Raw genomic sequence first — 24,958 nt, forward strand, 5'->3', positions numbered from 1 at the left:
AAAACGGATCACCCAAAGGTAATCCGTTAATGTATTATTCTTCAATAGCGACTCAATTCACTTCTCAAGACTACCCTAACCTAATATTTAGAGGGTATATTAATAGCTAAGAATGGAAATAATATACTGAAAAGTAATTACAAAGTAACAACATTTACAAACTATATTAACATTTTTTCACAATTAAACAATTCAATTATTTTGCTTAAAGAAAGAGAATACACAAAATAATTTACACCCTCGTTTTAAGTAAAAAAGTTTAGCGATTACGCTAAGCTTTTTTATTTTTTATAACTATAGTAAGTATGTATTGATATGCCACATTAATTGTTTACCATATTCAAGTTTGTGTTTTAGAGTTTTTAAGTTGTCTGACGGACCCATGTATATCCTATTTATTCTATATGGGTTATCTAATCTTGAAGTAAATCCTTCGTTTGTGGTTAGTCCTAAGTTGCAGCCAGCTGCATGGGCTGCTTTAATTGTATTAGCATTATACGAACCACATGGATATGCCAAATACATCACTTTTCTTCCTAATATTTTTTCTAATGATGTTTTTGCAGCCCTTATTGCATTTACTTGTTTTGCATATGGTAAAGTGCCCAAATTTTCATGCCAATCTGTATGATTTTCTACTCTAAATCCGTTAATATCCATCTCTAGTAGTTGTTTAGCATTCATTGAATTAGATGTTCTGCCTACTTCATGAGATATCATAAATAGCGTAGCCTTTTGCTTATTCGCCTTTAATATAGGGTATGCTAATTTATAATTACTTATATATCCATCATCAAATGTTATTAGGACTGATTTTGCGGGTAATACAATTTTTTTAGAAATGCTTGCGTAAAATTGGTCCATTGTTATCGTAGTATAGCCATTTGTTTTTAGATAGTTCATTTGTGAACGGAATGCTGATTGTAAAATTGTTAAATTATTTGTTTTATTAGAGTCAGTTGTTAACATGTGATACATAAACACTGGTATTTGTTGAGTTTGTGTCTTGGCAGGTGCTATTTTACAGCTTGAAATTATTAATAATATTAATGTTAATATAAAAGCTATTTCCTTTTTCATAAGTTACCTCCGGTATATCTTTAGTTTCTTTACGCAAACTGCAGTTTAGCCTTACATATATATGATAGGCTTGTCCTTATTTTGATTAAATGCACAATTCGTTGCAAGGACCATATCTTTATTCTCTAACGAGACAATAAGTTTCTTCTCTTTCATGGTTGTATTTTATACATATTATTAAAACTAGTCAACTCCAATTCTTTATTATACATCTAAATATGGAGTTATATTGTAATAATATGTCGTGATTAGCAATAATCATTCTACAAATTTCGACAGTGAATTCAATGTGAAACAAGATGTAGTTTATAGAAAAGACCTATAGATTAATATTGATGATAAAATGAATTCTAAATTCGGAATATGACCCATTGATACTATGAATTGAAACTGATATTATTAAAATTGAGAGAAATGCAATTGTTTTTGCAGTTTTGGAGGGAAATGAAAATGAAAATCGCAACAGCACAGATAATGAGAAAGATCGATCGTTATTGTATAGACATTTTAGGGATTCCAGGTATTATATTAATGGAAAATGCAGCACTAAAGGTAATGAGAAATATACCAGCAAATAATAAAAAATTCGTGATTGTTTGCTCTAGTGGGAATAATGGTGGGGATGGTTTTGTTGTAGCAAGGCATCTTTTAAATAGAGGAAATTATGTCGAAGTATTTTTTCTTGGCTCAGATGAAAATATGAGTGCAGATGCACTGGTAAATCTTAATATCATAAGAAATATGGGTGTGAAAATAATAGAAGTAAATAATAATGAGGAGCTTGAAATTTTAAGGGAAAGCGTAATTCAATGCGAGATTACTATTGATGCAATTTTTGGAACCGGATTATCTAGAGAAGTTAAAGGTATTTATTCTTTAGCAATTACAATTATGAATGAGAATAGTAAGTATATTTTATCAATTGATGTCCCATCAGGATTTGAGTGTAATAGTGGGAAAGTGATGGGGAATTGTATTAGAAGTAATAAAACAGTTACATTTGAACTTTATAAAAAGGGTTTTGTTTCATATGACGCGGAGTCCATTACTGGAGAAATTGTTATTGAGAAGATTGGAATACCAAAAGCTGTAGTAGATAAATTTCATGAGGATGAATACATCATGGATATAGATTTTATTAAAGGTTTAATCAAGAAAAGAAATAAGTATTCACATAAAGGTGATTATGGAAGAACACTTATTTTGGCAGGATCACCAGGGTTTACAGGTGCTGCGTATATTTCAACTCAGGCTGCTGTTCGAAGTGGTGCTGGTCTTGTTACGTTAGGATGTGATAGCTCAATTCAAAATATACTAAGTGGGAAATTAGTTGAAGCTATGACTGCCTCAACTAATGATGAGGAAAGATTAGATTCCTTAATAGCTAAAAGTGATTCTATTGCAATTGGTCCAGGATTAGGCAATAATAAGTGCACTTTAAATTTACTGAAAAAGGTTTTATTGAACTCTAAGTGTCCTGTTGTAATTGATTCAGATGGTTTAAATGTACTTGAGGGGAATCTTGAAATGCTTAAAAATAAGAAATGTCAGATAGTTCTTACACCTCATATGGGGGAAATGGCAAGAATATCAGGGTTTTCAATAGATGAAATAAATAAAAACAAAATAGACATAGCAAAAAAATTTGCAAAGAAACACAATGTTGTTTTGTTACTTAAAGGATTTAATACAATAATTACAGATGGTAAAACAGTGCAAATTAATCCTACTGGGAGCAGCGCAATGGCATCAGGTGGAATGGGGGACTGTTTGACGGGTATTATAGCGTCTTTTATATCTCAAGGTTATGACATAATGACTGCAGCATGTATTGGTGCATATATTCACGGATACTCTGGGGATAAACTTTCAAAAGAAATGTTTTGTGTAAATGCAAATCATATTATAGAGGTACTTCCTTCTATAATAAAAGAAATTCAAGACTTAGAATAATATTATTTATATTATTGCACTTTTGTTGCAACTAAAAGGTTATGAGTAGCGTTTATAGTATGGTATAAATGTGAAATTATAATCATTCTTAGGGTATCAACTATTGTAAAACTGATTAGATTGTTAGGAGTGCATAATATGAGAAGTATGAGAAATAAAAAAACTATTGTTTTGGTAATTATTGGTATGATGGTAATTGGAGCTAGCATTGGTTATAAAATAGAGTCCAATGCTATTATTAAAAAAAATTCTTTGATAGTATCAAGTAATAAGAGCAAGCCTGTTCATAAAACTAAAACTAAAGCTGAGCTCGACAGTGAGAGACCAGATAAATCTATAATAAAAGCAGCAGATAAGGGTGAAGATGTTATAAGGATACAAACTAGGCTAAAAAAATACGGCTATAATGTTGTTCTGGATGGTGATTATGGTGAAGGTGTAATCTACGCAGTTATGGATTTTCAACAAAGACATAATCTTATACCTAGTGGTAAGGCAACAGCTGAAACAATAGATGTTATGTACAAAACGCCTACAAAGGACAATATGTATAAGCCAGCCACTCAATCGCTACTAAGCGTAAATGATGCTACTGTAAAATCTACTTATGAAAATAAATTAAATAGTGGTGAGAATACAAGTTCTACGAATAATTATATATTAGTAGATCTATCGCAGCAAAGAGTTTATGTTTTTTATGGCACAATGCATAATTGGAAATTAATTAATACCTTTTCTTGTGGTTCTGGTAAAGCGGAAACTCCAACTATAACTGGGTATTTCCGCGTTGGGATTAAGGGGCTAAATTTCAAATCGGGTACGGATGCTGCACCTGTTTATTGCAAGTATTTTACTCAAATTAGCGGTAATTATTTATTCCATAGTATTTTATATGACAAGAGCGGAAACGTGATAGATGGTAATTTAGGGGCAGTTGAATCACATGGATGTATAAGGCTCGCTCTTGAAAACGCAAAATATATTTATGATAATATACCTATAGGATCTACAATTCAGGTAAAATAAATATTTATTATTAATACACTCCGAGACTAATAGCTCGGAGTTTTTAATATTTTATTAAAATATAAAAGATTAATTATAGTTGTATGTTGGGCTATGTAAAAAATGTTATAAATAGAAAGAATTATCGTAAATATATAAAAATATTGCACTAATAGTGATTTTAACAAGTATAATAGAATCAATCAGTTTTCCTTTTGAAGGAGGAATTATTTATGAAAAGAGAATATTTAGAATTAAAAACATGTCGTACAGGAAAAGCTGAATTTATAAAAGAAAAGGAATATATTGTACTTGATACAACAACTGAATATACATATGAATATGACTTTAATATATTACCTTGCTATAGGGTTATAAATGAAAAAGGTGGAGTTGAAATAGTTGTGCCTGATCAAATTTTCTATCCAACGCATAGATTAATGCAATCTATAAAAGATGTAGTGTATATAGGCGTTTTAGATATAGATGATTTAGTAGAAGGTGAAGTGTATTCTGTCTTTAAAATGGACGAAGAAAAAGAAGAACCTATTTATACTATATTCAATGATTCGAACAAACTAATGACATATTATGCTTCTTTATTTGTAACAGAAGATAAGTATCTTAAAATGACTAAAGAGGAACTTTTTGATTTTAAAAAAGTGAAAAAAGAAGAATTATTACAATTTGAAGACAAGAGAAAAAAAGAGGCCCAAAAGTTATTAGATCAACAATTAGAAGTTGAAAATGTTAAAAAAAGGGATATTCAAAACTCTTTAGATGAAAAAGAAAGGCTACGAAATGTAAAAAATTCGAATAATCTTGAGATAGAAAAATTCAAGGAGCTTATAAAAATTTTAAGACCAAATAAAGTAGAAAATACTACTAATACTTTGATGTTTGAAATCAATAAAATAAAAAACAAATTTAATAAACTTTCAGTATTTTTTATTAGTGGATGCAGTATAACGGTAGTTTCTTCAATATTTGGCAAGGGCTTGTTAAGTTTAGTAATCAATATACTATATTTAATAACAGGGATGTCGGCCTACTTATATTTAAAAAACAATTCATTTGAAAGTCTGATTAAAACTATACCTACAAGTAAGAAATTAGATAAAGAATCGCTAAATTTAATGGTTTCCTTTAGTGATGATATATTGTTGAAATTAAAGAAAATTGAATTGAATTTATTAATATTAGAAACTGGAGCTACAATAAGTAGTGGTACTGTTTCACTAATAAGGGAATCGGTATCCTTTTGTTTAGAAAGTTATAAAACCAAAGACACTAATTTACTAAAAGACATATACGCATTTTTAGATAAAACGCTTGAATATATATATAGCCTGATAGATGGAGATAATTCAGCAGAGGAATATATAGAAAAGCAGATTTATGAAAATGTATCATCTATTATAAAGAGAAACACTGATACTTTCGAACTTATGATTTCAGATAATAAAGAAATTAAAGAAATCATGAAGAAATTTTAGAAAAACATAAATTTAGGGCCTGATCATGGATAAAATCCGTGAACAGGTCCATTTTGCAATTATGGAGATTAAAATGTTATGAAAGAAAAAATAAAATATTGATTTATGAGAAGGTATTATCTCTTTCACAAAATATAAAGGAAACTATGAATATTTGTTGAATTATGTAAAGATAGCATAGTGTAACTGGTAATGTAATTAATGATGATCAAATTAAAAAGGGGTTTTGAAAATGGAAATGATATTATTAAAGAATGATTTTAATGGTGCTCTAAATGCTTTATTAGAAAACATGGTAGACAATCATATTAAAGAATGCAAAGAGAAATATCCAACAGAGACGAAAGAACAGTTTAAAGCTGATATTTCATCAAATGAAGACTTAACAAAAGAACTTGAGAATATAGAAAAAATGATAAGTAGGGATTTATCCTCAAAGGAAATAGTTATATTTAAATACCTATTTAATCACAGTTTAACAAGAAAAATGTATTCAAGTGACAAACTTGTTACAATACATAAGCATAATCTAAAAGAATGGGAAATAGATGGGTTAGGCAATTGCTTAGAAGTATATGTTAATAATGAAAATTATGTTGCAGTTAAATGTGAACTAGGAATAATTTATTTGTTAGTAGAAGGAAATATAGGTGAAGACAGATATATTTCAGTATCCACTGAAAATAGAGATACAATCTCAGACAATGTTTATCAAATTGAGGGTGGTGTGCAGGTTGCAAATATAGATATATGTACATCCGAAGGTACCATCATTTTTACCAATGGTAAAAAGCTACATATAAAGCTAAATAGGGATATTGATCTTGTAGATAGTGATGATTATAATAGCACAGTAAAAGGTATTATAACTGAATTTAAATAACTATTTGAAATGGGAAAAAAGGGTTCTATGAATTATGCAGAGAAATTACATGAAGTTTTTGAATCTGGAAAAAGTATTAAGTGAAAATCTTCAGAAATGATTTTTTTTAACAAAAAATGTGTTGTTATGTAACTATTAACAATAATGAGGCGCTAAGCGGTTGTTAAATTTATATTTTTATAGCTTTCATTGTGTCTTTATTCGAAGGCATAAAGATATATAAAAAACAGGAGGGTTTTATTAATGAAAAATATTAAAAAAATGATGATGACGGGGTTTGTGTTATTGATAGTTACGCTGTCAAAGCCAGTAATGGCAATGGGAGTAGGTAGCTTTAACGATGTTCTAGATTTTTCTGTGGTAATAGGAGATAGTATGTATACACTAGATTTTGTAAATAATCCAACAAATGCAAATCAAATTAGTGACTTAGTAGCTAAAAACAAAGGTGATATTTTTATAAAAACAGACGATAGCGGTTGGATAAAAAATAGTGATGGGACACAAGTGAATAAAGAGTATGTAGATATTTCAACTATTAAATATAATAATGGTCAAGTAATTGGAGATACATTAACTTCATCAGTAGGTAAAATTGATTTGATCTCAACTAAATTAACAAGAACAGCAGCAAATAAAGCTACATTTAAGTATAAAATATTAGACAAAGCTGGTAAGGATATTACTGGGGCAGTCCCAGCTTATGAGATGATGATGAAAAATTTCTGGATAAATTCCACATGTGGTTCAATAATTTTAGATCCACTAACAGGAACCGGTACAATAACATATGACTTCTCTGATACTGACCAATTTGTTACAATAGACTTATTAGCATCTAATGGAGCATATGCAAAATCAACCTTATCTTTAGGTGATGCTAAAGCGGAAGATGTTTTAGGTATATCAGATATTAGCATTGTAGCACCTGACGTAATGACAATTCCTTATAAAATTCAAAATAATGCTAACTTAACAAAGACTGGACCAAACACAACTACATTCCAATATAAAGTTAAAAATATATACGGGTATGATATTACTAAAAAAATTCCAGCTAGTCAAATAGAAGCGATTGCATCTGTAAGCTCAACAGTAATCTTAGATCCAAAAACATCAATTGGTACAATAACGTATAATTCTGCTGCTGATGTTAATAAAACAATTAATATTTTACTAAAAGATAAATTAACTGGCGTAAAGGCAGACTCAGTGCTGTTTACATCTGAGGCTGCAGCTGAAAGTCCCAAGGTAAGTAAGATTACTATAACTTCAGATAAAATGGAAATTGCTCCTCCTTCAATGGGAATTGGTTATACAACATATAAGGTATTTAATCAATATGGATTTGACATTACAGATTCACCTCTTAGTGATAGTGTAACCTTCAAAAGTGAAGCTGGTACAATTGTATCCAAGGGTGGGATAATTACAATGACAGCCAACAAAGGTACTAATTTTAGTACTCTTAAATCAGCAGTAATAACCGGTAGTGATTCAATTACTGGGACTTCAACAAGTGCTACATTGAATTTAAAATAATACAATATAACTAAACAATTATTGAAGATGCTGTATTATTTAGTAGATGAATTTAAAACCAGTTTGGATATAAAATATGAAAAGATAGGGTTCGTTATGGAAATCAATTCCAATATGTGCCCTATCTTATTTCAATAATAATAATATTGATTCAACAATAACCTAAAAAATAGAATGGATTTATTTTTAAATAAATCCATTCTATTTAATTCTAACCATTAGATTGGATTGTTTAGTCATCTAATTTCTTTAAATGTTTATCAAATTTAAAGAAACAACATCCTAAGAAACCTATCAATCCTATCGATATATATACTAAACCATTACCTGAACCTCTTCCATTACCAACAATATAAGAAAAAAATCGTTGTAGAGTAGAGGGGTTGTTCATAAATGGCTCAAATATTTTATCCGTTAAAAGTCCACCTAGTATATATCCAATAGGGATAGATAAGTATTGTAAGGTATTTCTTGCAGAAAAAACCCTTCCTTGCATTTCTATTGGAATTTTTGTCCTCATTATATACTCAACATTAGCTGTTAAGAATGGAACTAAACAATTACCTGCAAAAACTGCAATCATCCAAATATAATAGTTACGGCCAATTCCAAGCATACTATTGCAGACTAAGAATGAAAATGTCATTGTATTTATAATAACAGGTATTCTTTTTTTAGGCTGTTTCATTACTGTTACTAAAATACTTCCTATAATACCAGCAATACCAATGGTACTACTTACAATACCTAGTTCAAACTTATTATTTCCATTTCTAAGCAAAATCATAGGTGTAAAATTACAACTATATATAGCTGCAATGAAATTTACAAATCCCATAAAAATGATGAGATGGAGAATGTCTTTTCTGTTTACGATATAAGTAATTCCTTGTTTGCAATTTGAAACAAAGCTCTCTTTCTTATCTTGTTTTTCTATAATGTTATTAGGAATGTACACAAAAGACAATAAAGATATAAATGAAAATAAGAAGGTGCCTAAATCAACAATTATAATTACCTTCATTCCAAGCAATACATAAAGTGAAGTCGCCATAATTGGTGCAAGTGTAGTAGTAAATGCAATTGCAAAAGAACGTAAACCACTTATTTGTGTATAATATTTCTTTGGAACTATTAACGATATTACAACATCTGATGCAGGTCCTTGAAATGAATCAACAACTCCTAAAGTAAAATTGATTAAATATAAATAACGGATATCTAGTTGATTGAAAAACAACAGTATTAATGTAATTAACGAAAAAATTATTGCAATAGCATTAGCTATTAATAATATTTTTTTCTTATTCCAAACGTCAATAAAACTACCTGCAAAGAAACTAAGCAATATAGATGGAAGTAATGAACAAACAGTTAAAGAAGATATATACAATACAGAACCACTTTGCTCATATGCCCACATAATTAATCCAAAGCTAGTCATTTTACTACCAAATTGAGAAATAAATTGCCCTAATTGTAATATATAAAAATTTTTTAATTCATTATTAAATTTTAGATTTTTCATTTTAACTTCACTCCTTAATTATATTAATAATTAAAGTTGCAAAGTCAATATTTAATAGATTATTACTCCATGCAATCTCTATTTCTAATGACTTTGCATGAAGCTAATACAATAGTTAATTTCATAAATTCACCTCTTTTAATATCAATATTATACCATTAAATGCTAATTTTATAAACTTAACTAGTATTTCATATATGATCCATGTAGATTCTATTTTTTTATTCGGAATATAAAGGAAAATTATGAATGTTTGTTGAATTATGTAAAGATGGTTATCAATTTGAAGGAGAGTATTGTATATGAAAAAAATGATGAATATTATTTAAATTAAGTGAAGGGAGAATGAAAATGGCTTCTAAAAAAGGAATAGTATTACTAACCATGACAATTATGATGATTAGCTTATTTATTGGATGTGGTAATAATACTATGAGTAAAATTTATAATGACAATAGTAAAATAGCTAATGTATCTGATACTTTTGGATTAGATGAAAGCAAGGAAACAATAGAGTCAGGAATATATAAAGGAAAGTTGAAATTAAGTGGAAGCGGAACTATTTGGGCATATGAAAGTAGTACAGATTTTGATTTACAAGTTCCATATACCTTATCAATAAATAGTGGAAAGGCAAAAATTGTTTTAATATCACCTGACAATAAAGTTGTTAATCTTGTAGAAAATACAGCTAAAGCTACTATAAAGGGAGGAACAGTATTAACTGTACCGATTAAGAAAGGTAATAATCGTATAAAAGTAGTAGGTTATGAAAAAGCAGATATAGATATTGAATTACAAATAGATAAAGGTACATTTAAAAAAATAAGTTTTTAATTTGTGTGCTTTCTAAAAATTTGTGGGGTGGTTTGATCGAGTGTGGACGTATGAATTTGCATAGAGGGGGATAGAAATATGAGTTTAGTGGTAGGAACATTGTTTATCGTATTCGGTTTTATATTAATGAAGTATCCACCAAGTATGAATAATGTGATGGGGTATAAATCACTTTTAGCAATGAAAAATCAGGATACCTGGAATGTGGCACAGAAACATAGTGGATTTATTTTAATGATATTTGGAGCTATTAATGGTATTTTTGGAATTTGGTCAATAATTCAGCCAATGACGATTAATAAAGAAAAGATTCAACTATTATTACTAATATTAAGTGCTGTAGCTATTTTAGCTGTTGAGGAAATACATTTGATGAAACTATTTCATATGGATGGAAGCAGAAAAAAATCGAATAATTTATAATCTTCGATTTTTTTTCTGCTTCTCCATAGGTATATTTGTGATGGGGAATAGTGCATAGAATGGCAAATAGAGTAGATGGGATTTTTTTCAAACTTCATGTAATTCTTCAAAATTCATTTTTATACTCAACATATTCAACTATAGAACCATCTAAATGTTTTACAGTCATATTCATTCCAGTTGGGACTGCTTTTAAGTCACGTATAATAGCGGCCCCGTTATTTAACAAAAAATCTTTGAATTCAATAATAGAATCAATTAAAAATGTTGCTTTAGTATCTCTAAATGGCTTTAATGCTTCATCAGAACCACTTATAATCAAAATATTTCCTACTTGTGCTAATTCTAAATCTGCCTGAGAATATTTAAACCTCAAATTACATTTATCATTTAATATTTTTTCATAAAATTTTATTGATTGTTCAATATCATGTACATAAAACCGATTTAAAATTCGCTTTATTTTCATTGCGCCCTCCCAATATACTTATTTATATAACGATAATATGATGTAAAATATTAATTCAATTCTTATCCGCTTAAGTGATATATTTTAACATATTATACAATTATCTTTAAAAGAATTCAATAGTACAGTATTTTTTTAACTCATAAACGTCTTATTTTAACAGCTTATCATGGTATAATGTTATTTATAGTTATACTTATATTTACTGCTTAGGTATACTTTGTGAGTTGTTTGATTTTAAAAAATATTGCAGCAATACATAAAAAGCGGTTATTTTATCAGAGATGGATACTATTTTAATTAACGGGAGGTAATAATGTGATAATTAAATCAGAAACAAAAATAACTGGAGTCGGAGGGTATGTTCCAGAAGATATTCTTACCAATTATGATTTGCAGAAGTTGGTAGATACAAGCGATGAATGGATTATTAGACGCACAGGTATAATAAAAAGACATATTAGTAGTGAAACTGAAAATGCAAGCAATTTAGCTATCAAGGCTATTGAAAATTTAATTGAAGTTTACGGGGCTGACTTATCTGATGTAGATATGATAGTGGTTTCAACAACTAGCCCCGACCACGTTGTCCCAAATGTAGCCTCATTAATTCAGGGTCATTTTGGCATCAGAAAAACAGGCGTTATGGATATAAATGTAGCTTGCACAGGATATGTCTACGCATTATCGGTAGCAAATGCATTTATTTCAATTGGTCAAAATAAAAAAATTCTAGTTGTAGCAACTGAGGCAATATCTAAACTTATTGATTATACAGATAGAAATACATGTATACTTTTTGGTGATGGGGCATCAGCATTTTTATTAGAAAAAACTGATGGAAAAGGCGCCTTCATTGCTACCAATTTCGAAACAAATGGTAGTGGGGCTGATAGTATCTATTGTAGCAATCATTCAAAAAATATTGGGGAATCATCTGTTATAAAGGAACATCGTATTGTTCAAAATGGTGGTGAAGTATATAGATATGTTATGAAAAATGTAGTAGAGGGTATTAAAACGCTTTTAGAAACCTCTCAGATCTCACTTTCAGATATTAAGTGGTTTGTACCTCACAGTGCAAATTTGCGTTTGATTGAAGGTATATGCAAACGTCTTGAGTATCCTATTGAGAAAACTCTAGTTAGCGTAACAGAATTCGGAAATACTTCAAGTGCGTCTATTCCGCTAGCTATTTGGCTAGCATTAAAGGAAAGCAAAATAGCAACAGGTGATAAGATACTACTTTACGGATTTGGCGGTGGACTTACTCATGGTGGAATTATTATTGAATGGTAAGGAGAAGTTTAATTATATACATAAGTACAATGAAGCAGAGCTGCTGTTTGAAATTATGAAGATTGTTTTACTTAAATAGCCGCTCTCTGTTCCATCAATACCTGCAACACTTAGACTATATTTTTATTGCAAAAACTTTGCATAAAACAGATTATTTTTTCATTTCTAATATATTGGATAATCCGGAAACTATAGGCATAACATTATACGCATATTTGTTGCTTAGTATAATAATTACATATCTTTTATTAACATCTTTCCCTATATAGGACGTATATCCTAGTGTACTTCCATTATCCCAAATCATTGTATTCCCATTAGCCTTTTTGGTTATAATTAATCCATATCCATAACTATGTAGGTGTGGTGTAATCATTCCATTTAATGATTCTTTATTAATTAATTTTCCATCAAGTAGCGCATTATACCATGTATATAAGTCATCAACTGTTGAATAAATCCCTCCAGCGGAAGGTAATATTGATCCTTCTTTATCAAATGAGGATGTATATTTATCTGTTTTTTTAGGACGATAATATCCATTCGCTTTGTCTTTTATTATAGCTTTATAAGTTAAAAATCCGGTATCAATTAATTTTAAAGGTTTAAATATATTTTTGTCTATATATTCCTCGTAGTTAATACCTGACACCCTTTCTATTATATATCCAAGTAATATATAATTTGAACTACTGTATTCGTACTTTGCTCCAGACTCAAAATGACGGGGCTTGTTTTTAAATAGATTAACACTTTCCTTTAGTGTATAGGTATGTTTCCCGTTTATAGGTGATATAGAAGATTGATTATAATCAGGGATTCCTGCGGTGTGAGTGAGCAGATCATAAATTTTTATTTTATCTCCATCTGGATAGTCTGGAATATATTTGTCAACTGTATCTTGGACATTTAAAAGTTTCTTTTCTTGTAACATTAAAATTGCTGTAGCAGTAAATTGTTTTGTTAAGGATGCAATTTCAAAAGCTGTTTTGGGTTTATTAACAATTTTTTTATTAGAGTCTGCCATGCCATAGCCTTTATCTGACAACACCTTATCATCTTTCGCAACGAGAATGGTACCATTAAATTTATCATTTGGAGAATAAGAATCTATATATTTAGATATCTTAGATTGAATTTCACTATTATCTATTTTCACGCTATTATCGATTTTTTTTATATTATTTATTTTCGTACTAGTATCTGTTTTGACGCTATTAATTGTTTTTGTAGTATTAGGGGTTGAAGGTATACTTCTACCACAGCCGGTTGTTATTATTATGAATGTAAATAATAAAGAGATTATCTTTATTATGTTTTTTTTTGTCATTCTTATATCCTCCCAAATTATTCATATGGCCACTTGCATATATATCATATTAAAAATGCAAAATGGTCTAATTATATTTTTAGTATACATTAAAAAATACAAAACAGAATGTTACAAGTATGGTGTAATGTATTTATTTAATTATACTGTAAATTTTATATAAATACTTAAAAATTTGGATATAAATTTTAGGTATAAAGAATATTCGAATCTTGCGCACTAAAGTAAAGGCTCTAATTATTTGGTTGTCTAATGAATAAGACTACTTTAACAAAATCATTTGAAAAATTGAATAAGTCTGCGTCTTTGAGTACAAACATGGAATATATATGAACAAAAATGCAATATATACTTTACAAATAGAAATATATATTATATACTATTAGTAATTTAAAAATGAAAAGAGAGGTTTTTATTATGAAATCTAAAGCAAAAGACGAACGTATAGTAAAGCAATCCAATGAAATTTGTGCACACTTGTATCCGTTAATTATTATTTTAACAATAATACAAGCTATTTTTAAATACTTGTTATTAACACAAAATATTACAGACTACATTTTAGAAATAATTGCAATACTAGGTTCTATTGGATATTTACTTATTAGAACCTATATTACTGGGATACCATTGTTTAGACATTCGGATAAGTGCGTACATGAGATTCAAAATCGTTATGTCATGCATAGTTTTTATATTTGTTTTATTACCTATGTTTTTGGTGAATTTATTTTGATGTTCGTATTTGATAAGTGGATTTTATCGTCTACATATGTTCTAGTTTGGATTATACCTGCGTGTATATATACTTTTAAGATAGTGAAAAATGGCTTATTTGTTTGGGGTAGCAAAAAAGCAGAGGTAGCTGGAGTAAAATCATTTAAAGTGAGAGTAGCAATCGGAAGCATTTTCTATGGTGTTGTTATGGAATGGAAAGTACTATTTAAGAATAATAATTTTCATCCAATTGGGTTGATTTTGGTTATTATGATGGCAATTGGTTGGGGTATACCCTTTTATTTCATCATGAAAAGTATTAAAAATAAATCGGAGAGACATTCAAACAATGAGTTAATGGAAATTGAACAAGAAAATAAAAATGATATGTAATATACTTGGGAGGAAATATGAAGAATAAAAAAATGAAAATAGCTAGAATTGAATGTGACTTATCTCAAGAACAATTGGCGGATAATGTAAGTGTTACAAGACAAACAATTGGGCTTATTGAATCCGGAAAATATAATCCATCTATTAAATTATGTATCTCTATATGCAAAACCTTAAATAAAACCTTAAATGATTTATTTTGGGAAGATGAAAGCATCTAATGGTATAAAATTACTAAAAATTATTTGTATTATATGATAATATGAGGTAAACATTTTGATATAGACAATGAGGTTATAGAAATTGAGCGAGATATTGAAAATGGAATTGAAGGAGCTTTTATGATGTAGGTGTTTGACTCCTTCATGTTTAACTATAACTTGTGTTAATATTTTTATCTAGATATTTACTATTTGGGGGTAAACGGTTATTATGATATAGATTTATCTTTGAATTTTTTTTATCTTGGAGTCGTTTTTTTCGTTCAAATCTACTCCAATTAAATCTAATGCGAATATAACAATTGGTATGCCAAGTAACAGACCCCAAGTTCCCATAAACTGTTCCGATATTATTAATGTTGTAAAAGTAAAAAATATTGGAAGATGGGTTGTATCAGACATAAACATTGGGTTTAAAACATAACTTTCAATAGTATGAATAACTAGGATCATAATAAGTACAAAAACTACTTTAATTAACCCTCCTATTTTAAAGGCAATTAGACATAAGGGAATTAAAGAAAAAAACACTCCAACTATAGGTACAAGACTTAAAATAAATATCATAAAGGCAAGGGCGAGCAATGCAGGAAAGCCCATTATAGTAAGTCCTATAATTGATAATGTTGTATTTGCAATAGCTATCATTATTTGAGCTCGTATTACTTTACCAAAAGAATTTAAAAAATTATTACCAAAATAACTTAAATAATTGTATGCTGAAGATACTTTACTATGTTTAAACTTATATAGAAATTTTAATATACTAGCTTTTTCTAATACAAACACCAAACTTAATAGAAGTGCCATAAAAAAATTCAAGCCAGACTTACCAAAATCAGTTATAGAAATCATAATACTTTGAATCCCAGTTTTAGCATAACTTGCTATATTAATTTGATGAAAGATAGGTGCGAAATACTTCATATTTCCTTTTGTATCTATCACGAAATTAGTGTATTCCATTCTACGTAAAATATGTAGACTTTGAGAAATAGCAAGTGGTATATATTTCACTGCTAGCAGCACTATGGTTATTGTCATAAACATATATATAATTATAGTAATAATAGCTGGGTTTACCTTTATAACCTTGTTGATTTGCTCAGTTAATAAACTTTGTAGACTATTTGCTAAATAAGAAATCATAAAAGTTAATAAAACTAAATTTAAAATAGACCTGATTAAGAAAGCGAATAATACTAAACCTGCTATTAATAATATTTTTATTACTGATTTTTTGTGAAATAATTCTATTATTGTTTGCATTTATGATACTCCTTCATCTTGTTTTATTAGAACTTGTCATATGTATTTAAATAGATTACCATATGTTTATATTGTAATAAGTTATTATCTTATTTGTTTATTATAGCAATTATTCAGGGTGCACGGCAAATTATAATTCCAATTGGTAAGAATAATTAAAATTACAGTTTGGAATTAGCTCTAAATTTAAATTATAACGGTTTTTCAATAAAATTATACCATGTATATGGTTTAGATTGGGAAAATCATAGTATGCGACGTTTTTATTATTCTGAAGGTAATATAATCATAATTGAGTTACATTAGCTTAATCTATTCTGTCTACAAATTTTATATCCTAAATATTTTTATAAAGTAAAATACCTATTTTCAAAATATAAGTTCCAATTTTAATTAATTAATAATATATATAAATGTTTCCATTTTATTAATTTTAATAAAAGTCTTTATATAAATGTAAAATTATGGTATATTATAAAAAATAAACTATATACGTTGAGGAGGAATTAAATTGAAAAACATTAAACTTTTAACCCAATTAAAAAAAGCTTCATTAAAGAAAAAGGTGGTTGTTGGTACTACTATTATGGGAATAGCATTAGTATCTATAGGTCTAAACAATGTAAATTATAATAATAGTACAAGTATTGCAAATAAATATGTACAAGTATTAGGTAGTGTAGTTAAACAACCAGTAGTAGCTAAAATACAATATGGTGTAACGACATCTATTGTAAACATAAGAACTGGAGCATCAACTACATCTTCTATACAAGGGAAATTAGCTAACAAAACTGAAATTAAAATTCTTGAAAAAAAAGATGATTTTTATAAAGTAAGCTACAGCGGTAAAACAGGATACGTAAGTAGTCAATATGTAAAAATAACAGCTAAACCAGCTGCAGTAGTAACGGCACAAACAGTATCTAAAGTAGAAGAGGGTGTAACAACATCTATTGTAAACATAAGAGCTGGAGCATCAACTACTTCTTCTATACAAGGGAAATTAGCTAACAAAACTAAAGTTAAAATTATGGGTAAGGTCGGTAGTTTTTATAAGATAAGCTATAGTGGTAAAACAGGATATGTAAGTAATCAATATGTAAAAATAACAACTAAATAAGCATTATATTGAAATTTAAAAATCCATATCGATTATGATATGGATTTTTAAATTTTTTTTATTTCTAAAAATGGATTGTAGTTACCTATGACAAGATACATGTTTAATTGAAAAGAGCATTTATTCTTGTTTTTAACACTCAAGGTATTACTTATTGTCCATATTGATATTAATGCAACTAGAATGATTGCTACCAATGATGATTTATTTTCCATGGAAAGACCTCCTTACCTCACAATTATGGTATGATATAAATGTATATTATTGGTCGAAATTGTAACCGATATCTAAGCAAAGATTAAATATAAAACATTAATTTAAATGAATTTTATAAATTATGGAGGTTATTATGAAAATTAGAGATAAAATGAAAAATGGCATGTTGTATATAGATGCAGGAGAGGGTCTTGACGAGGAACGTAAAAAGTGTAAAGAATTATTATATGATTATAACCATACACACCCAAGTGAAGAAAAAAAAATGAAAGACTTGCTCAGAAAATTATTGGGCGATATGGGTGAGAATATTTGGATTGAACCACCGGTACATATGGCATATGGTACAAATGTGCATATTGGTGACTATTTTTATGCTAATTTTAATCTTGTAATTGTAGATGATATTGACGTTTATATAGGCGAACATGTAATGATAGCACCTAATGTAACAATAACCCCAACAGGACATCCCGTTGATCCAAATCTCCGCAGACCAGGTACTCAGTTTTCAATTCCCGTAAGAATTGGTAACGATGTATGGATAGGTTCCAATGTAGTGATTTTACCAGGCATCACTATAGGCGATAATTCAGTTATAGGTGCTGGAAGTGTTGTTACTCATGATATCCCTGAAAATGTAATTGCTGTAGGAAATCCATGTCATGTATTAAGGAATATAGATGAACGTGATAAAGAATATTATTATAAAAACAGAAGAATTGAATAATTTTCATTAAAATTATTAATGATTTAATAGTACTATTAGGTGATGATTATATAGGATGGGAGAATAACATTAATGTGGAACATTTTAAAAAAGAAGAAACTATTAATAACGGATGATTGTTCTATAGATATGAATAATATCCCTAAACATATCGGAATTATTATGGACGGAAATGGAAGATGGGCAAAAAAACGGAAATTACCTAGAAATATAGGTCATAAAGCAGGGGTTGAAGCTTTAAGGGATGTAGTAAAAGAATGTAGTAAGATAGGTGTGGGATATTTAACATTATACGGGTTTTCAACGGAAAACTGGGTAAGACCAGCTGATGAAGTGAATGCTTTAATGAAGTTACTTGTAGAATATCTTAAAAGTGAGTTTGAAGAGTTACATAAAAATGATGTTGTGATAAACAATATCGGTGATATAACTAAACTTCCGTTAATATGCCAAAATGCATTGAATAATGCATTTGAAAAGTCAAAGAATAATAAGGGATTAGTGTTAAATTTAGCATTCAATTATGGTGGTAGAGCTGAATTGATTATGGCCTTTAAAAAAATTAATGAAGATATTGAGTATGGAAAAATAAATAAAGTTGATATAGATGAAAAATTAGTGGCTAACTATTTATATACGGCTGGAATGCCTGATCCAGATATTATTATAAGGCCCAGTGGAGAACAAAGGTTAAGTAATTTTCTGCTGTGGCAAAGTGCTTATTCAGAGTTTTGGTATTCAGATATATATTGGCCTGATTTTAAGGCTAAGCATTTACATATGGCAATACATGATTATCAAAAAAGAGATAGACGCTTCGGTGGAACTAAGTTGAAAGAAGTGTAAATATACTTAATTTAAATAATGGAGGTAAGAAATGTATAATTATATTATATTTGATATTGATGGTACAATTTTAGATACCGAATTCGCAGTTCTTTCATCACTTCAAAAATTAGTGCTTGAAGAACTTAATAAAAAGTTTAGTTTTGAAGAATTAAGATTTGCATTAGGTATTCCAGGAGAAGTAGCATTAAATAAACTTGGAATAACCAATCTATTTCAGTCTAATGAGAAATGGAATAGATATTTAAAAGACTATCTTAAACATGTGAAAGTCTTTGATGATATTAAGGATACTTTAGTTAAATTAAGCGAAAAAGGGATTTTAGCAGGTATAGTTACATCAAAGACTAAGGCAGAGTACATAAGTGATTTTGTACCTTTTGGGTTGGCCAATTATTTTAAATTAGTAGTTTGTGCAGATGATACAGAAAGACATAAGCCTAATGCAGATCCAATTTTAAAATTTATTGAATTGTCAGGGATAGATAAAGCAAAGACTATATATATCGGGGACACTAAATATGATATGGAATGTGCATCTAGTGCTGGTATAGATTTTGCATTAGCGTTATGGGGTGCTAAATCATCAATTGGAATTAATGCAAATTATATTTTGCAAAATCCCAAACAAATACTGGAAATTATATAGGTTTAATTGATAATTAATTCCTTAAGTAAGAGACATTCAAAAAAATATTTACTATTAGGTTAAATGTCTCCATCAAAAAATTATTGCAACCTCGTTAACTTTTAAATTTAAGCCCCTAAAGATACACTTTCTTCAGATTCAGATTCAGACTCATCTTCATCTTGATTTTTAACAATAATATTTACGAACTTTTCTCCATACGGAAGACAAAATTGTATACATGGGCCTGTTAATAATGCAGATATTATTGTACCTATTCCAAATACTCCGCCGAGTGCAAAGCCCATTACTACAAAACTAATATCTAACACCATACGAATCCAACGATATTCTAAATTAACTTTATCCTTTACAATAAATGGAATGATATCATTTGGTGCAACACCAAGATTACTTGCTTTAAGTATAGAAAATCCAATTGCAATTAAAACACAACCTAATACAACTAAAAGTATCTTTGCACCAATATTTAAAGAGGCAATTGGGAAAAATGAAACAGCCTTTACTCCAAGGTCAATAATAGGGCCTACTCCAATAACGCATATAATTGTTCCTATCTTTATACGACGTCTTTCAACCGCAAGTATTATGCAAAACAATACAAATAAAATAACCATATTAGCATTTCCGGGTGTTTTATTTAATAAAGATGCTATTCCTTGAGTGAATAAAGTAAATGGATCGGAACCAATATTAGTTTTTAAAAATAATGCTACTCCAATCTGTATAATACTCATTCCTACAAAAAATATAGTTAGTCTTTTAATTAGATTTAGTTTTTTAGTCATATTTTCCATCCCTTTCTTTATATTTAATAGTTGCTTAATCTGCAACATGTTTATTCGTGTTCGTTTATGTTCATTTTATGCTTAATCTGTGTTTCATTTAGCTTCGCTTGTTTTCATTTTACTGTATTTTGTAAACGGCGTCAAGAGCATAATCAATTCCAAAAGCAATAAACGTCAAAAATAAAAGGTATATATACAATTTAGTCTAAACTGTGTTAAAGTAAATGAATAATAATTGGAATTGGGAGGCGTACTATGAATAAAATACTATGTATTGGGGAATTGTTAATTGATTTTATTTGTTCAGATATTAATAGTGGTTTAACTAAAGGAGAAAATTTTGTAAAAAAAGCAGGAGGTGCACCAGCTAACGTTTCAGCAGCTATATCAAAGTTAGGGGGCCAAGCATATTTTGCAGGGAAAGTTGGTAATGATAACTTTGGTATGTTCTTGAAGGAAACATTAGAGGAAGCCGGAGTAGACACTTCTATGCTTATACTTGATAAAAATTCTAAGACGACTTTAGCGTTTGTTTCGTTAAATGAAGATGGAGAAAGAGATTTTATTTTTAATAGAGGTGCAGATGAATTGTTAACTTTTGAGGAGCTAGGTCGTGATAAGCTAAAATCTTTTAAAATAATGCATTTTGGTTCTGCAACCGCACTTTTAGGTGGGCCTTCAAAGGAAACTTATTTAAAAGCTATGGAACTTGCTTTTAAAAATGAAGTTTTTATTTCTTTTGATCCTAATTATAGAATAGATTTGTGGAAAAATAGATTGAGTGACTTTGTAGAAATATCAAAAAAATGTCTTAAATATTCAGATTTTGTTAAAGTAAGTGATGAAGAAATAAAAATAATTTCAGGTAAAGAAAACATAGATGAGGGTATTAAGTTGTTTCATAGCTTAGGTGCAAAAGTTGTAGCCGTTACACTTGGAGAGGCAGGTACATTAATTTCTACCAATGAAGGAAGTAGTATAATCAATAGTATAAAAATTAAATGTATTGATTCAACAGGAGCTGGTGATGCATTTGTAGGTGCATTTCTTTATAAACTTGCACAGCTAAAGAATCCAAAATCATTCATGGATAATCCTGAGACTATTAAAGATATAATAATTTTTAGTAATAAAGTTGGTGCTATTACATGTACAAAGCTCGGGGCTATAGCATCTCTACCAACGCTCGAAGAAGTTCAAATGTTAAAATAGTTTAAATAAGTAACAAACAAAGATTTAACACTAGTGGCATTATATTAATATGCGAATTATGAAGAAGGAACAATTAATTTTGTTCCTTTTTTTACTTCTTTTTTAAATTTCTAAATTTTACCAAGAACTACAAAAGTGTAAATTGACAATGTTATTATATAATGGTAGTATGAAGCAAGTTTCATATGAAGCTCGCTTCATATTCATTTTGGAGGTGTAGAAGTGAAAAATAGAGTGAAAGATTTACGAACTGCAGTAAATATGACACAGCAGCAACTTTCTGATTTAGTCTCAGTTTCATCAAGAACAATTATTTCACTTGAAAAAGGACAGTATAACCCCTCAATTATGCTGGCATATAAGCTAGCTTCCGTTTTCAACACCACTATTGAAAATTTGTATTGTTTAAAGGAGAATTTAGAAAATGAAGAAAAAAATATATAACAAAAAGAAGTTTTGGAGTGGTATAGTATTTTTATTATTAACAGCAATAAGCATTTCAGATACAATTACGCGCTTTAATAATTTGAATGCTTTAAGAATTACCAAGTATATTTTATTAGATACTTTTGGAATTCTATTTGGAGTAACAGAAGTATGTAGGAGTTTGAGTAGCAAATGTACCAAAGAAGATAATCAGAATGATGATGAACGAGTAAAATTAGTTAAGATTAAATCAAAAGCCAGTGCTTTTAATTTTACTTTAGGTGTTTGTTTTACTATTGTAATACTATCAATGATTGCATGGGGAGTAACAAAAAATGATGCGGTTTTAGGCATCTTAATTTGTTTCATAATTATTATTACAATTATGATGTTTGCTGAAATAGGTAGTTATTTTTATCATGAAAAGCGGAACTAATTCTATAAATTAACAACATTTTAATTTATAGAATTAATTGTAAGCGAAATTGAAATGAATGTATATTGCAGCACTTAATTACGTCATATTTTTCCACATGTGTTATAACAAGTTTATCTTATGTTATGCTTCTTAGTATAAAGATTTAGCACATGTTATTAAATCCAAGTAACATCTAACGGGTTACGGTCTACTAGTCGCTTATAGACATATTGAGGATACCCAACCATAACTGCACCTGTTAGCACCTTATTCTTCGGAATATTAAATAACTCTAATAGTGGATAATAATTTGCAAATGCACACATTTCAAAAAGTCCAGCCCAACAGCTACCTAATCCTAGAGTCGTTGCAAACAGTTCCAAGTAGGCAAATGAAAAGATTGTATTTTCTCTACCATTTTTTATTTCTTTTGGAGCCAGTGCTAAAATTAAATTTGGAGCATCGCGTAATATTTGATCTATACCAGTTTCTCTATAAGCACGAATATGATAAGGAAAACTCCAGTGCAAAGGATTTTCACCTTGTGATTCCATCCACTCTATGACAATCTCAGTAGCTTTTTTTAATATATTTTTATCTTCAACAATTATATAGGATATTCCTTGCTGATTACTGGCAGTAGGTGCAAACCGTGCAATGTTAACTAATTCAATTAATTGCTCTCGTTGCACTATCATATCTTTGTAACATCGGATTGATCGTCTAGACCTAAGAAACTGTTTAGCAGTCTCTTGATTTATAACTGGGAACTTTTTTAGAGTGGTCTGTTTATTTAAGGGTGATTTGATATTGTCAATTGCACTGGTAGGGCATACAGCAACACATTGTCCACAGGCTATACATCCTTGCGGCTTAATGGCTATAGGACCATTTTCGTTCATACCCAAGATTTTTGGTGGGCATACTTTCGTACAAATCCCACATTTAATACACTTTAATTGATTTACTTTAATTAATTCCATTAGTTTTCACTCCTATTTTTTTATTCTATAATTCCAAAATATGTTTCTGTTGGTATAACTATATGATATAGTACTATTATTTGCAAGTACATACATATTAGTGGTTTAGTACCAATTTGCATACCTAATATACCTAACATATTTAAACTAAATTGTATATTAAGTAAAAATATAGTATTATATACTTAGAAATAAAAACACAGTTTTGGTTGGTAGTCCAAACCTATCTATATGAATATAGGTAGCAGTAACCTTCCCTCCTGGGGTCGTCCATTCTCTATATTTAATTTTATATATCAGGAGGAGATTTAAAATGGAAATTAGTATTAAGCTTACTGTATTTTTTGAAGGTATGTTTTGGGTAGGTGTTTTTGAGAGAATATCCGCAAAGAAATATGAAGTTTCGAAGGTTGTATTTGGTTCTGTGCCAAAGGATTATGAATTGTATGATTTTGTAATTTAAAGTTTAGTAACTCCTTATCAATTAATGAATTTAAAGATAAAAAGATAAATCCTAAAAAACTTCAAAAGCAAATAAAGAAACAAACCGAAAATAATGGGATAGGAACCAAAGCACAACTTGCTATGAAATTACAATATATTGTGCGGAAAGCCCACTCCTTTAGGTGTGGGATAGATAGCATAATGCATAAATGTTTATCTGCTATATATGTATAAAAGAGTTTAAACATACACATAATAGGATATAATGATATTATGGAAAATAAATATAGAGCAACTAAAACAACAGTTTCGTTAATTAATTATCATTTTATATTTTGCCCAAGATATAGAAGAAAAATATTTTTAATACCTAATGTAGAAGAAAGATTTAAGTGTTTGGTCAAAGATGTATGTAAGGAGATAGAAATTGAAATTATTGCAATAGAATGTGATAAGGATCATACACATATGTTTTTAAATTGTCTTCCCAAATTAGGACTGCCGGATATTATGCAAAAAATAAAAGGTGCAACAAGTAAAGGTTTGAGATCAGATTTTCAAGAATTAAATAAAATGCCTAGTCTATGGACAAGAAGTTATTTTGTATCCACGGCTGGTAACGTAAGTAGTGAAACAGTAAAAAATTATGTAGATAATCAAAAGACAAGATATTAAGAA

At 28.9% G+C, this 24,958-nt stretch carries 26 protein-coding genes and 1 pseudogene; 19 read left to right on the forward strand and 8 right to left on the reverse strand.

The window, feature by feature from the left end; translation table 11 throughout:
• Positions 1-294 precede the first annotated feature (294 nt).
• The gene (locus LL038_RS04310; RefSeq protein WP_216119893.1) at positions 295-1,080 is read right to left on the reverse strand and encodes a polysaccharide deacetylase family protein; all 786 of its coding nucleotides are present in this window, start codon (positions 1,078-1,080) and stop codon (positions 295-297) included.
• A 450-nt stretch (positions 1,081-1,530) separates the two neighbouring features.
• Here LL038_RS04310 and LL038_RS04315 point away from each other — a divergent pair, with 450 nt between their 5' ends.
• From LL038_RS04315 to LL038_RS04335, 5 genes are all read left to right on the forward strand, one after another.
• On the forward strand, positions 1,531-3,033 hold the full coding sequence (locus LL038_RS04315) for an NAD(P)H-hydrate dehydratase (protein WP_216119892.1): 1,503 nt from the start codon (positions 1,531-1,533) through the stop codon (positions 3,031-3,033).
• 138 nt (positions 3,034-3,171) lie between these two features.
• On the forward strand, positions 3,172-4,059 hold the full coding sequence (locus LL038_RS04320; protein WP_216119891.1) for a L,D-transpeptidase family protein: 888 nt from the start codon (positions 3,172-3,174) through the stop codon (positions 4,057-4,059).
• Positions 4,060-4,271: 212 nt separating this feature from the next.
• A complete protein-coding gene (locus LL038_RS04325) occupies positions 4,272-5,534 on the forward strand; it encodes a hypothetical protein (protein WP_216119890.1) in 1,263 nt (420 codons plus the stop codon).
• Between the two features lie 232 nt (positions 5,535-5,766).
• Positions 5,767-6,417: a hypothetical protein gene (locus LL038_RS04330; RefSeq protein ID WP_216119889.1), complete on the forward strand. Its 651-nt coding sequence runs from the start codon at positions 5,767-5,769 to the stop codon at positions 6,415-6,417.
• A gap of 243 nt (positions 6,418-6,660) precedes the next feature.
• Entirely contained in the window at positions 6,661-7,959 is a 1,299-nt protein-coding gene (locus LL038_RS04335; RefSeq protein WP_216119888.1) for a hypothetical protein, read from the forward strand.
• A 232-nt stretch (positions 7,960-8,191) separates the two neighbouring features.
• Here LL038_RS04335 and LL038_RS04340 read toward each other — a convergent pair whose 3' ends face one another.
• Positions 8,192-9,487 carry an MFS transporter gene (locus LL038_RS04340; RefSeq protein ID WP_216119887.1) on the reverse strand — a complete coding sequence of 432 codons (1,296 nt, stop codon included), beginning with the start codon at positions 9,485-9,487 and terminating at the stop codon, positions 8,192-8,194.
• A 351-nt stretch (positions 9,488-9,838) separates the two neighbouring features.
• Here LL038_RS04340 and LL038_RS04345 point away from each other — a divergent pair, with 351 nt between their 5' ends.
• A complete protein-coding gene (locus LL038_RS04345) occupies positions 9,839-10,324 on the forward strand; it encodes a 50S ribosomal protein L7ae (RefSeq protein WP_216119886.1) in 486 nt (161 codons plus the stop codon).
• Positions 10,325-10,402: 78 nt separating this feature from the next.
• Entirely contained in the window at positions 10,403-10,747 is a 345-nt protein-coding gene (locus LL038_RS04350; protein ID WP_216119885.1) for an SdpI family protein, read from the forward strand.
• A 106-nt stretch (positions 10,748-10,853) separates the two neighbouring features.
• Here LL038_RS04350 and LL038_RS04355 read toward each other — a convergent pair whose 3' ends face one another.
• The gene (locus LL038_RS04355; RefSeq protein WP_216119884.1) at positions 10,854-11,216 is read right to left on the reverse strand and encodes a VOC family protein; all 363 of its coding nucleotides are present in this window, start codon (positions 11,214-11,216) and stop codon (positions 10,854-10,856) included.
• Positions 11,217-11,534: 318 nt separating this feature from the next.
• Between LL038_RS04355 and LL038_RS04360 the strand changes: the two genes are divergently transcribed.
• Positions 11,535-12,515 carry a ketoacyl-ACP synthase III gene (locus LL038_RS04360; RefSeq protein ID WP_216119883.1) on the forward strand — a complete coding sequence of 327 codons (981 nt, stop codon included), beginning with the start codon at positions 11,535-11,537 and terminating at the stop codon, positions 12,513-12,515.
• Between the two features lie 151 nt (positions 12,516-12,666).
• On the opposite strand, the gene LL038_RS04365 is transcribed toward LL038_RS04360, so the two are convergent.
• Entirely contained in the window at positions 12,667-13,845 is a 1,179-nt protein-coding gene (locus LL038_RS04365; protein WP_216119882.1) for a serine hydrolase domain-containing protein, read from the reverse strand.
• Positions 13,846-14,262: 417 nt separating this feature from the next.
• On the opposite strand from LL038_RS04365, the gene LL038_RS04370 reads away from it, so the two are divergent.
• Together LL038_RS04370 and LL038_RS04375 are read left to right on the forward strand one after the other, a co-directional pair.
• Entirely contained in the window at positions 14,263-14,955 is a 693-nt protein-coding gene (locus LL038_RS04370) for a DUF6773 family protein (RefSeq protein WP_216119881.1), read from the forward strand.
• 17 nt (positions 14,956-14,972) lie between these two features.
• Positions 14,973-15,176: a helix-turn-helix transcriptional regulator gene (locus LL038_RS04375; protein WP_216119880.1), complete on the forward strand. Its 204-nt coding sequence runs from the start codon at positions 14,973-14,975 to the stop codon at positions 15,174-15,176.
• Positions 15,177-15,398: 222 nt separating this feature from the next.
• Here LL038_RS04375 and LL038_RS04380 read toward each other — a convergent pair whose 3' ends face one another.
• Entirely contained in the window at positions 15,399-16,445 is a 1,047-nt protein-coding gene (locus LL038_RS04380; protein ID WP_216119879.1) for an AI-2E family transporter, read from the reverse strand.
• A 511-nt stretch (positions 16,446-16,956) separates the two neighbouring features.
• On the opposite strand from LL038_RS04380, the gene LL038_RS04385 reads away from it, so the two are divergent.
• Positions 16,957-17,568 carry an SH3 domain-containing protein gene (locus tag LL038_RS04385; RefSeq protein WP_216119878.1) on the forward strand — a complete coding sequence of 204 codons (612 nt, stop codon included), beginning with the start codon at positions 16,957-16,959 and terminating at the stop codon, positions 17,566-17,568.
• Between the two features lie 47 nt (positions 17,569-17,615).
• On the opposite strand, the gene LL038_RS04390 is transcribed toward LL038_RS04385, so the two are convergent.
• A complete protein-coding gene (locus tag LL038_RS04390) occupies positions 17,616-17,783 on the reverse strand; it encodes a hypothetical protein (RefSeq protein WP_216119877.1) in 168 nt (55 codons plus the stop codon).
• A 134-nt stretch (positions 17,784-17,917) separates the two neighbouring features.
• Between LL038_RS04390 and LL038_RS04395 the strand changes: the two genes are divergently transcribed.
• From LL038_RS04395 to LL038_RS04405, 3 genes are all read left to right on the forward strand, one after another.
• Complete coding sequence (locus tag LL038_RS04395) at positions 17,918-18,514, forward strand: maltose acetyltransferase domain-containing protein (protein WP_216119876.1); 597 nt, start codon at positions 17,918-17,920, stop codon at positions 18,512-18,514.
• A gap of 72 nt (positions 18,515-18,586) precedes the next feature.
• On the forward strand, positions 18,587-19,360 hold the full coding sequence (locus LL038_RS04400) for an isoprenyl transferase (RefSeq protein WP_216119875.1): 774 nt from the start codon (positions 18,587-18,589) through the stop codon (positions 19,358-19,360).
• A 31-nt stretch (positions 19,361-19,391) separates the two neighbouring features.
• Positions 19,392-20,009: an HAD family hydrolase gene (locus LL038_RS04405; protein WP_216119874.1), complete on the forward strand. Its 618-nt coding sequence runs from the start codon at positions 19,392-19,394 to the stop codon at positions 20,007-20,009.
• A 107-nt stretch (positions 20,010-20,116) separates the two neighbouring features.
• On the opposite strand, the gene LL038_RS04410 is transcribed toward LL038_RS04405, so the two are convergent.
• Positions 20,117-20,797: a YczE/YyaS/YitT family protein gene (locus LL038_RS04410; RefSeq protein WP_216119873.1), complete on the reverse strand. Its 681-nt coding sequence runs from the start codon at positions 20,795-20,797 to the stop codon at positions 20,117-20,119.
• Between the two features lie 255 nt (positions 20,798-21,052).
• Here LL038_RS04410 and LL038_RS04415 point away from each other — a divergent pair, with 255 nt between their 5' ends.
• From LL038_RS04415 to LL038_RS04425, 3 genes are all read left to right on the forward strand, one after another.
• On the forward strand, positions 21,053-22,009 hold the full coding sequence (locus tag LL038_RS04415) for a carbohydrate kinase family protein (RefSeq protein WP_216119872.1): 957 nt from the start codon (positions 21,053-21,055) through the stop codon (positions 22,007-22,009).
• 222 nt (positions 22,010-22,231) lie between these two features.
• Positions 22,232-22,453 (forward strand): helix-turn-helix transcriptional regulator, encoded by a 222-nt coding sequence (locus LL038_RS04420; RefSeq protein WP_216119871.1) that lies wholly within the window; start codon positions 22,232-22,234, stop codon positions 22,451-22,453.
• On the forward strand, positions 22,434-22,871 hold the full coding sequence (locus LL038_RS04425; protein WP_216119870.1) for a hypothetical protein: 438 nt from the start codon (positions 22,434-22,436) through the stop codon (positions 22,869-22,871). The genes LL038_RS04420 and LL038_RS04425 overlap by 20 nt, the downstream gene beginning before the upstream one ends.
• Before the next feature lie 158 nt (positions 22,872-23,029).
• Here the strand turns inward: LL038_RS04425 and LL038_RS04430 are convergent, their stop codons facing one another.
• Positions 23,030-23,836 (reverse strand): nitroreductase family protein, encoded by an 807-nt coding sequence (locus LL038_RS04430; protein WP_216119869.1) that lies wholly within the window; start codon positions 23,834-23,836, stop codon positions 23,030-23,032.
• Positions 23,837-24,188: 352 nt separating this feature from the next.
• On the opposite strand from LL038_RS04430, the pseudogene LL038_RS04435 reads away from it, so the two are divergent.
• Together LL038_RS04435 and tnpA are read left to right on the forward strand one after the other, a co-directional pair.
• Positions 24,189-24,514, forward strand: a pseudogene (locus tag LL038_RS04435) (YjdF family protein).
• 39 nt (positions 24,515-24,553) lie between these two features.
• On the forward strand, positions 24,554-24,955 hold the full coding sequence (gene tnpA, locus LL038_RS04440) for an IS200/IS605 family transposase (protein ID WP_216119868.1): 402 nt from the start codon (positions 24,554-24,556) through the stop codon (positions 24,953-24,955).
• Positions 24,956-24,958: the final 3 nt, after the last annotated feature.

Source organism: Clostridium estertheticum (assembly GCF_026650985.1).
In the GTDB taxonomy this organism is placed as follows: Bacteria; Bacillota; Clostridia; order Clostridiales; family Clostridiaceae; genus Clostridium_AD; species Clostridium_AD estertheticum_C.

Excerpts from the sequence above, each read along its gene's own strand:
- LL038_RS04310 (WP_216119893.1), bottom strand. The coding sequence starts at position 1,080 with ATGAAAAAGGAAATAGCTTTTATATTAACATTAATATTATTAATAATT.
- LL038_RS04315 (WP_216119892.1), top strand. The coding sequence starts at position 1,531 with ATGAAAATCGCAACAGCACAGATAATGAGAAAGATCGATCGTTATTGT.
- LL038_RS04320 (WP_216119891.1), top strand. The coding sequence starts at position 3,172 with ATGAGAAGTATGAGAAATAAAAAAACTATTGTTTTGGTAATTATTGGT.
- LL038_RS04325 (WP_216119890.1), top strand. The coding sequence starts at position 4,272 with ATGAAAAGAGAATATTTAGAATTAAAAACATGTCGTACAGGAAAAGCT.
- LL038_RS04330 (WP_216119889.1), top strand. The coding sequence starts at position 5,767 with ATGGAAATGATATTATTAAAGAATGATTTTAATGGTGCTCTAAATGCT.
- LL038_RS04335 (WP_216119888.1), top strand. The coding sequence starts at position 6,661 with ATGAAAAATATTAAAAAAATGATGATGACGGGGTTTGTGTTATTGATA.
- LL038_RS04340 (WP_216119887.1), bottom strand. The coding sequence starts at position 9,487 with ATGAAAAATCTAAAATTTAATAATGAATTAAAAAATTTTTATATATTA.
- LL038_RS04345 (WP_216119886.1), top strand. The coding sequence starts at position 9,839 with ATGGCTTCTAAAAAAGGAATAGTATTACTAACCATGACAATTATGATG.
- LL038_RS04350 (WP_216119885.1), top strand. The coding sequence starts at position 10,403 with ATGAGTTTAGTGGTAGGAACATTGTTTATCGTATTCGGTTTTATATTA.
- LL038_RS04355 (WP_216119884.1), bottom strand. The coding sequence starts at position 11,216 with ATGAAAATAAAGCGAATTTTAAATCGGTTTTATGTACATGATATTGAA.
- LL038_RS04365 (WP_216119882.1), bottom strand. The coding sequence starts at position 13,845 with ATGACAAAAAAAAACATAATAAAGATAATCTCTTTATTATTTACATTC.
- LL038_RS04370 (WP_216119881.1), top strand. The coding sequence starts at position 14,263 with ATGAAATCTAAAGCAAAAGACGAACGTATAGTAAAGCAATCCAATGAA.
- LL038_RS04375 (WP_216119880.1), top strand. The coding sequence starts at position 14,973 with ATGAAGAATAAAAAAATGAAAATAGCTAGAATTGAATGTGACTTATCT.
- LL038_RS04380 (WP_216119879.1), bottom strand. The coding sequence starts at position 16,445 with ATGCAAACAATAATAGAATTATTTCACAAAAAATCAGTAATAAAAATA.
- LL038_RS04390 (WP_216119877.1), bottom strand. The coding sequence starts at position 17,783 with ATGGAAAATAAATCATCATTGGTAGCAATCATTCTAGTTGCATTAATA.
- LL038_RS04395 (WP_216119876.1), top strand. The coding sequence starts at position 17,918 with ATGAAAATTAGAGATAAAATGAAAAATGGCATGTTGTATATAGATGCA.
- LL038_RS04400 (WP_216119875.1), top strand. The coding sequence starts at position 18,587 with ATGTGGAACATTTTAAAAAAGAAGAAACTATTAATAACGGATGATTGT.
- LL038_RS04405 (WP_216119874.1), top strand. The coding sequence starts at position 19,392 with ATGTATAATTATATTATATTTGATATTGATGGTACAATTTTAGATACC.
- LL038_RS04410 (WP_216119873.1), bottom strand. The coding sequence starts at position 20,797 with ATGACTAAAAAACTAAATCTAATTAAAAGACTAACTATATTTTTTGTA.
- LL038_RS04415 (WP_216119872.1), top strand. The coding sequence starts at position 21,053 with ATGAATAAAATACTATGTATTGGGGAATTGTTAATTGATTTTATTTGT.
- LL038_RS04425 (WP_216119870.1), top strand. The coding sequence starts at position 22,434 with ATGAAGAAAAAAATATATAACAAAAAGAAGTTTTGGAGTGGTATAGTA.
- LL038_RS04430 (WP_216119869.1), bottom strand. The coding sequence starts at position 23,836 with ATGGAATTAATTAAAGTAAATCAATTAAAGTGTATTAAATGTGGGATT.
- tnpA (WP_216119868.1), top strand. The coding sequence starts at position 24,554 with ATGGAAAATAAATATAGAGCAACTAAAACAACAGTTTCGTTAATTAAT.